Source organism: Klebsiella sp. MS 92-3, from assembly GCF_000195655.1.
GTDB lineage: Bacteria > Pseudomonadota > Gammaproteobacteria > Enterobacterales > Enterobacteriaceae > Klebsiella > Klebsiella pneumoniae.
In genome coordinates this window covers 2,791-11,033 of sequence record NZ_GL882808.1, presented here as the reverse complement: position 1 = coordinate 11,033, position 8,243 = coordinate 2,791, and the positions used below count along the sequence as shown (strand labels likewise).

Sequence of the window (8,243 nt, the reverse complement as noted above, 5' to 3'; positions counted from 1 at the left end):
AGGAGAAAAAAAAAAAAAAAAAAAAAAAAACACTCATGAAAACCCCCCCCCCAAAAAGGGGGGGGGGGATTACTGGTGTCATTGACGAAGCAATAATTTCTATAGCACCAGTAATGACTCGTTTAACAATATTTCCTTTTTGCTCTTTTTTTACGCCTGACGAATGTTCTGAAACAGGCCCAATAATTTTTTGAATGGCGTTAAAAAAATTGACAACCTCTTTACCAATGATTAATTGATACTGCCCCCCCTGACGGACAATCCCTGTCACACCTGATATTGATTTTATTTTTTCATCATTAGCCAGACTTTCATTTTTAAGTTCAAACCGCAGACGGGTCATGCAGTTATATACGTTATCAATATTTTTGGCACCACCAACCTCATGAATAATTTTCTCGGCTATTTCATTATAATTCATATGCCAACTCCCTTGTAATAAGATAGGGTAAGTTCAGATCTATTCAGGATCCGGACAGGATAAAATAAGTTTATTGCTTAGCTATCAGATTTAATAAGTCTATTAATATGCACAACAAGATACATTGTTTCTTCTTCAGTCATTTCATGCTGATAACCATTAAAGATATAGCTCTTTATTTTTTCTGCGCAATGATATTCATTCGGATATTCACTACGTAGAACTTGATAAAAAGCACTATCTTTACTGGCATAGGTCTTATTTTCTTTAAGACGCTGCATGAAAAATCTAAGATGTGTAAGAAAACGATTGTAATCAAGTCCCTGATCATCAAAAATAATATTAAAATGATATTTTATTATGTTCAGAACATCCTGTATCAAGTGAGTAACCTTAACAGTTTCGTCGAACGTCCCCCCAGCTTCAGCATTGACTATGTGGAGTGCAATAAATGCCGCCTCGTCCTCAGGTAATCGAATCCCCGTCTTATGAAAAACCATATCGAGCGCAATCATACCAAGTTTATACTCATGATAATAAAATCGCTTAGTCTCCCATAGTAGTGGATTACTCAGAATGTGCCCTTTCTTACAGCGTTCAATAGCAAAACTGAGATGGTCAGTTAATGATACATAGATGTTGTCGCTAACCGACTTACCAAGTGAGCATTTAACATAGCTAATGATTTCGTCGGCAAGCGAGATATGCTCTAACGGTATCTCAGTAACTAATCTTCTAAATTTAGTCTGAGTCTCTTCATCAATAATAGAAAAGCATTTTTCAATCTTATCCGTCACGATATTATCGCCAACAGATACACCGAAGCCAAGACCTTTGCCAACAGCGATACATTCTTTTCCATTATCATCCAGGCAAATTACCTGATTATTATTAAGTATTTTGGCTACCTGCATTTATCACCTCGCATATAGAATCTGTATAATGCAGACATAAAAAAGACCAGATCGTTTTTGCACGTATACGTGAAAAACAAACCTGGTCATGCCGACGATTATGTGTCGTAACACCCATCTAGTCTGATTGTCTTTGACAGCAACTTTACGGTTTTCACTGCCTGTTGAATGTGACGAACGTCAAAAAAAATAAACACAAGTACGAATCAAATACTATTTTCACATCGATAGGATAAACATTAAATAGTTTGTTGATTTTTATTCAACGCCCCGTTTAACGTCATTAACGATTCCCAGTCTACTTAAAAATAGAACGAAGTTAAGCATCAATATAGATTCACACTGTAATGTTAACAAAAAACTACAACAATAATTATTATGTTGTTTTTCTCGTCATTCGTACTGATAAATACATTAAAATTAAACCGATAAAAGAAAAGCAAACTCCAACCCAACCAGTTGACACCCATGAGCCACCATAGGCAATAGCAAGCCCTCCAAAAGATGCCCCAAGCGCATTTGAAATATTGAACGCACTATGCGTCAATGATGAGGCCAGGGTTTGCGCATCTCCGGCGATATTCATCATATGCGCCTGAAGCGCAGGTACCAGGGCAAAGCCATTTCCGAGCATGAATATGGTAAATAAAACTGAACCTTTCCACTGTGCAAGTAACGCAAATAGTCCTAAAAATATTATATTCCAAACGATCATTCCATAAATTGCAGGAATCAGTGCTTTATCAGCTAATCTTCCTCCCACAATATTCCCGGTAACCATCCCCATCCCCCAAAGCACAAGTATCCAGGGAACGTGATTAAGAGAGAAACCGCTAACTTGAGTCAATGCTGGCGTTATAAAGCTATAAACGGCAAACATCCCGGCGAATCCCACTGACGCAACACCAAAGGCCATCAGTACCTGGGGACTTCGTAATGCACTCAGTTCCTTAAGAGGGGTGGCATTTTTATCTGGCGCAATCCCAGGAACAAATAGTGAGACCATTAATCCAGTCAGAACAATACCAAGACAAACGAATGTAAAGGACATGCGCCATCCCAGTTCTTGCCCAGCCCAAGTCACCAGGGGAACTCCGGCAACATTAGCTATACCTAATCCAAGCATGACATAGCCGATATACCTCGCTTTTTGGTTTTCCGGGACCATTGATGCAGCGACCAATGCTGCAACGCCATACCATGCCCCATGTGGGAGACCAGAAATAAAACGAGCAACCATAAGGGATGAATAGTTCCATGACAGGGCACTTAACGCATACCCTATGACAGCAATCACCAGTAATGTCATCAAAAGCACTTTACGAGGCCACCTGGCAGCAAGGACAGCAAGTGCAGGTGCTCCAATCACGACACCAGCTGCATAGGAGCTTATGTACGCACCTGCTGCGGGTACAGATACAGAGGTTCCTGCTGCCAGATCGGGTAAAAGACTCATGGGTGCAAATTCACCAGTTCCTATACATAATCCTCCACTGCCCAGTGCTAGCATTGCCAGTAACAAACCAGAGCTTGGTACTGTTTTTTCTTGATCCATACTTTTTGTCTGAGACAGCATTAGGCAAACATCTCCTGTTGTTCTGGGCATCGAAATCAGAGCAAACTGTCTAAACCTATGACGACATGCGTCATGTGAACATACAGATGGTTTATTTTTGATGCGCATGAGGGAATAATGTTGAGATAGATTTAACTATACATGAGTATATATGCAATAACGTTTAGATATTTCAGAAGCTCCATTGAATATAATTCATCATTAGCATTGAAAATTGAAAGTTAACTAAGTTCAGAAGCTTAGTGTAAGCCCATTTGCCAATTGTAACCTTTCCTGTATACCCAATCCGTTTGAATACCTGATTAATGCTCGCTTCGCTCATCGTTTTGCGGGGATCATTCCTCCCAGGAAACACCAGAGGATATTGCCCAGATATCACCTTGAGCTGCTGTACGATCTCTAGTGCTTGGGTAGAGAGGGGGACAAGGTGAGGCCGTTTCATCTTCATCGGTCGGCAGGAATTTCCCACACCGCTTTCTCAAGATCAAACTCACTCCAGAAAGCACCTCGAAGCTCGCCGGTACGAACTCCCGTAAGGATCAGCAGACGTGCTGCAAGAACAACTAACGGGCTCCCTGTGTAGCCTGCGAGAGCTTTAAAGAAGTCTGGTAACTCCTCAACAGTCAGGAAGGGATAATGCTTCGATTCATGCCCTGACATCGCGCTGGTTAGATCCGCTGCAGAATTGTATTCCGCACGACCGGTAACAATGGCGTAACGAAAGACTTCGCTGCAACGCTGGCGAACCTTCTTGGCCTTTTCTGTCGCGCCACGGCTTACCATTCGACGCAGCACATTAAGCAGAACCAGCGGTTTGATTACATTTACCGGCTGCTGGCCGATATAGGGGAAAATATCTTTATTGAATGCTTCGATGATATCGGAGGCATAACCTTCTGACCATCGGCTCACCTTCGTTCCGTGCCATTCAAGTGCCACTGCATGAAACGTATTATTGAGCTGCACATCCCGAACCAGCTTTTCTTATTTCTTGGCAAACGATGGATCGATACCCTCGGCCAGCTTTTTCTTAGCTTTATTGCGCAGTGCCCTCGCTTGTGCAAGGGAAACTGCCGGATAGACCCCAAAGGCCATACGCTTCTCTTTTCCATTGAAGCGATATTTCATCCGCCAGTATCGGGAACCAGAGGGAACAACTTCAAGATACAAACCAGCACCATCTGCCAGCTGATAGGCTTTCTCTCTGGGTTTAGCCGTGTCTACCTGTCTCGCATTAAGTTTCATTGGGGGCATCTCCCAGGACCGAACACAGAATGCCCCCACTTATGCCCCCAATAGGTGCTTGATTTCGGTTGAATCAAGTTGATAACGGAAGATAAGAACCGGGCTACAAAGCGCAGTATTCTTGGGTTTAATTGATTTCGGTTTACTTGGGAAGAGTTTGAAATGGTGCCGATAATAGGAGTCGAACCTACGACCTTCGCATTACGAATGCGCTGCTCTACCAACTGAGCTATATCGGCCCTGCAAGAGGTGTTCACGAGCGTGAATCACGAGGCAAAAGGTTAGAACTTAGCGGGCGATGCGTCAATAGCCAGTGGAATCAACTGCCTATTTTTGCATCGCCCGTTCTCATTTACGCACGAATGGTATCGTCGCCGAAACCAATCCACTTATAGGTGGTTAACGCTTCCAGCCCCATCGGGCCGCGAGCGTGCAGCTTCTGGGTGCTGACCGCCACCTCCGCGCCAAGGCCGAACTGGCCGCCGTCGGTGAAGCGCGTGGAGGCGTTCACGTAGACGGCGGAAGAGTCCACTTCATTGATAAAGCGGTTGGCGTTACGCAGGGTGCGGGTCAGGATAGCGTCGGAGTGCTGGGTGCCATGTTCGCGGATATGGGCGATAGCCTCATCCATATCGGCCACCACTTTGACGTTCAGATCCAGCGACAGATACTCGTCGTCATACTGCTCCGCTTTCACCGGCTCGACCTTCGCCGGGCCGTTCTGCAGCGCGGGCAGGGCGGAAGGGGCGGCGTGCAGAGTGACGCCGCTCTCGGCCATCTGCTTGCTTAACGCCGGCAGGAAGGTGTCGGCGATGTTGCGGTGCACCAGCAGCGTTTCCACGGTATTGCAGGTACTCGGCCGCTGGGTCTTGGCGTTGACGATGATCTTCAGCGCGGGGGCGATCTCGGCGGTTTCATCAACGAAGATATGGCACACGCCAATCCCGCCGGTGATCACCGGGATCGTTGACTGCTCGCGGCACAGCTTGTGCAGGCCCGCGCCGCCGCGGGGGATCAGCATATCGATGTATTTATCCATCTTCAGCATTTCGCCCACCAGCGCGCGATCCGGGCTCTCAATGGCCTGTACCGCGGCGGCCGGCAGACCGCACTCCTGCAGCGCCTGCTGGATCACCTTCACCGTGGCGGCGTTGGTGCGCCAGGTCTCTTTCCCGCCGCGCAGGATCGCTGCGTTGCCGGTTTTCAGACACAGGGAGGCGACGTCGACCGTCACGTTGGGACGCGCTTCATAAATCACGCCAATCACCCCCAGCGGGACGCGGCGACGTTCAATACGCAGACCGCTGTCCAGCAGCCCGCCGTCGATCACCTGGCCGACCGGATCGGCCAGATTGCACACCTGGCGCACATCGTTGGCGATGCCGCTCAGACGCGCCGGGGTCAGCGCGAGGCGATCAAGCATCGCTTCACTCAGGCCATTGGCGCGAGCTTCGGCTAAATCTTCCGCGTTGGCGCGCAGAATATCGTCGGTCTGCGCTTCCAGATAATCGGCGATCTTTTCCAGTACCTGGTTCTTTTCCCGGCTGGAGAGTAACGCCAGCTGCCAGGAGGCCGCTTTGGCGGCAATGCCCATTTGTTCCAGCATTTTCAGCTCCTTAACGGATGATCATATCATCGCGGTGGACGGCCACCGGGCCGTATTCGTAGCCCAGAATGGCATCGATTTGCTGCGAGTGCTGGCCGGCGATAAGGCGCAGCGCATCGCTGTTGTAGCGGCTGACGCCGTGAGCGATGTCGCGTCCTTCGCTATTGCGGATGCGGATCACTTCGCCGCGGGAGAAGTTGCCGCTGACGATTTTGATCCCTTTTGGCAATAGCGAGCTGCCTCTTTCGAGGATCGCCTGGGTCGCGCCCGCATCGACGGTGATTTCCCCCGCCGGCGGCGCGCCGAAGATCCAGCGCTTACGGTTCTCCAGCGGAGACTCCTGGGCGTGGAAGCAGGTACCTACCGGCAGGCCTGCCATGGCATGGCCGATAACGTCCGGACGGTTCCCGGCGGCGATGATGGTATCAATCCCCGCCCGGCAGGCGACGTCCGCGGCCTGCAGCTTGGTGCCCATGCCGCCGGTGCCGAGTCCGGAGACGCTATCGCCGGCGATGGCGCGCAGCGCGTCGTCGATGCCGTAAACGTCTTTAATCAGCTCCGCCTGCGGGTTGCTGCGCGGGTCGGCGGTGAACAGGCCTGGCTGGTCGGTTAACAGCAGCAGCTTATCCGCCCCGGCGAGGATCGCGGCCAGCGCGGAGAGATTGTCGTTATCGCCCACTTTGATTTCCGCGGTGGCGACGGCGTCGTTTTCGTTAATGACCGGGACGATGCTGTTATCCAGCAGCGCGCGCAGAGTGTCGCGGGCGTTGAGGAACCGTTCTCTGTCTTCCATGTCGGCGCGGGTCAGCAGCATCTGGCCAACGTGAATGCCATAGATAGAAAACAGCTGTTCCCACAGCTGGATCAGACGGCTTTGTCCCACCGCCGCCAGCAGCTGCTTGGAGGCGATGGTGGCGGGCAGTTCCGGGTAACCAAGGTGCTCGCGCCCGGCGGCAATGGCCCCGGAGGTCACGATGACAATACGGTGTCCCATGGCGTGCAACTGTGCGCACTGGCGCACAAGCTCGACGATATGGGCGCGGTTCAGGCGACGGGACCCGCCTGTTAAAACACTGGTGCCCAGTTTTACCACCAGCGTCTGGCTTTCACTCATGATTCTCTGCCGTTCAAAAGGAATATCGATATCGAGCTGATGTTGTAGCAGGAGTCGGCCCGCTTGCCAACCCCCGGGGCGGCGGGCGCGCCATTTTATTGCGCGGGATCGGGCATTCTGGAGAGGGAATGTGACAAAAATATGTCAGATACATTTAAATACCCTTTTTTATAAAAAGTTCCATCTTGTCATAAATATTTAATATCCCGGCGTTAAAAAACCTCCAGTTTTTGATGGGCGAGCGCCCGCAATTGAATAGCGCGTATAAATAAATCACCAGGACTGAATAATGAAAAAGAGTACTCTGGCATTAATGATGATGGGCTTTGTGGCTTCAACAGCGACGCAGGCAGCGGAAGTTTATAATAAGAACGCGAACAAGCTGGATGTGTACGGCAAGATCAAAGCCATGCACTATTTCAGCGACTATGACAGCAAGGATGGCGATCAGACCTACGTGCGTTTCGGTATTAAAGGCGAAACGCAGATTAACGACGACCTGACCGGCTATGGCCGTTGGGAATCTGAATTCTCCGGTAACAAAACCGAGAGCGACTCCAGCCAGAAAACCCGTCTGGCGTTCGCCGGCGTGAAGCTGAAGAACTACGGCTCCTTCGATTACGGTCGTAACCTTGGCGCCCTGTACGACGTGGAAGCCTGGACCGATATGTTCCCGGAATTCGGCGGCGATTCCTCTGCCCAGACCGATAACTTTATGACCAAGCGCGCCAGCGGCCTGGCGACCTACCGCAACACCGACTTCTTCGGTCTGGTGGATGGCCTGGATCTGACCCTGCAGTACCAGGGTAAAAACGAAGGCCGTGAAGCGAAGAAACAGAACGGCGACGGCGTCGGCACCTCGTTAAGCTATGATTTCGGCGGCAGCGACTTCGCCGTCAGCGCAGCCTACACCAGCTCCGACCGTACCAACGATCAGAACCTGCTGGCCCGCGGCCAGGGTTCGAAAGCGGAAGCCTGGGCGACCGGCCTGAAATATGACGCCAACAATATCTACCTGGCGACCATGTACTCTGAAACCCGCAAAATGACCCCGATCAGCGGCGGCTTTGCCAACAAAGCGCAGAACTTTGAAGCGGTGGCGCAGTATCAGTTCGACTTCGGTCTGCGTCCGTCCCTCGGCTATGTGCTGTCGAAAGGGAAGGATATCGAAGGGGTGGGGAGTGAGGATCTGGTTAACTACATTGACGTGGGCCTGACCTACTACTTCAACAAAAACATGAACGCCTTCGTGGATTACAAAATCAACCAGCTGAAAAGCGATAACAAACTCGGCATCAACGATGACGACATCGTCGCGCTGGGTATGACCTACCAGTTCTGATTAACCGCAGAACCACCCGCCGCGC

Annotated in this window: 6 protein-coding genes, 1 tRNA gene and 1 pseudogene; 1 reads left to right on the top strand and 7 read right to left on the bottom strand. The window is 50.0% G+C overall.

Features of this window, described 5'->3' with window-relative positions:
* The 7 genes and pseudogenes from HMPREF9538_RS32870 to proB all read right to left on the bottom strand — a co-directional run.
* Positions 1–421: PTS transporter subunit EIIB (locus HMPREF9538_RS32870; RefSeq protein ID WP_009485102.1), on the bottom strand; the 421-nt coding region annotated here is incomplete at its 3' end.
* Between the two features lie 77 nt (positions 422–498).
* The gene (licT, locus tag HMPREF9538_RS13945) at positions 499–1,335 is read right to left on the bottom strand and encodes a BglG family transcription antiterminator LicT (RefSeq protein WP_009307871.1); all 837 of its coding nucleotides are present in this window, start codon (positions 1,333–1,335) and stop codon (positions 499–501) included.
* Positions 1,336–1,711: 376 nt separating this feature from the next.
* Positions 1,712–2,890, bottom strand: coding sequence for an MFS transporter (locus tag HMPREF9538_RS0127720; RefSeq protein ID WP_223369819.1), 1,179 nt, complete (start codon positions 2,888–2,890; stop codon positions 1,712–1,714).
* Positions 2,891–3,173: 283 nt separating this feature from the next.
* Positions 3,174–4,156 (bottom strand): annotated as a pseudogene (locus tag HMPREF9538_RS0127715) (tyrosine-type recombinase/integrase); the annotation flags it as partial.
* A gap of 163 nt (positions 4,157–4,319) precedes the next feature.
* A tRNA-Thr gene (locus HMPREF9538_RS13950) sits at positions 4,320–4,395 on the bottom strand.
* A gap of 113 nt (positions 4,396–4,508) precedes the next feature.
* Entirely contained in the window at positions 4,509–5,762 is a 1,254-nt protein-coding gene (proA, locus tag HMPREF9538_RS13955; RefSeq protein WP_008805305.1) for a glutamate-5-semialdehyde dehydrogenase, read from the bottom strand.
* Positions 5,763–5,772: 10 nt separating this feature from the next.
* A complete protein-coding gene (gene proB, locus HMPREF9538_RS13960) occupies positions 5,773–6,876 on the bottom strand; it encodes a glutamate 5-kinase (RefSeq protein ID WP_004144574.1) in 1,104 nt (367 codons plus the stop codon).
* A gap of 289 nt (positions 6,877–7,165) precedes the next feature.
* On the opposite strand from proB, the gene phoE reads away from it, so the two are divergent.
* Positions 7,166–8,218 (top strand): phosphoporin PhoE, encoded by a 1,053-nt coding sequence (gene phoE / locus HMPREF9538_RS13965; RefSeq protein WP_004144576.1) that lies wholly within the window; start codon positions 7,166–7,168, stop codon positions 8,216–8,218.
* Positions 8,219–8,243 lie beyond the last annotated feature (25 nt).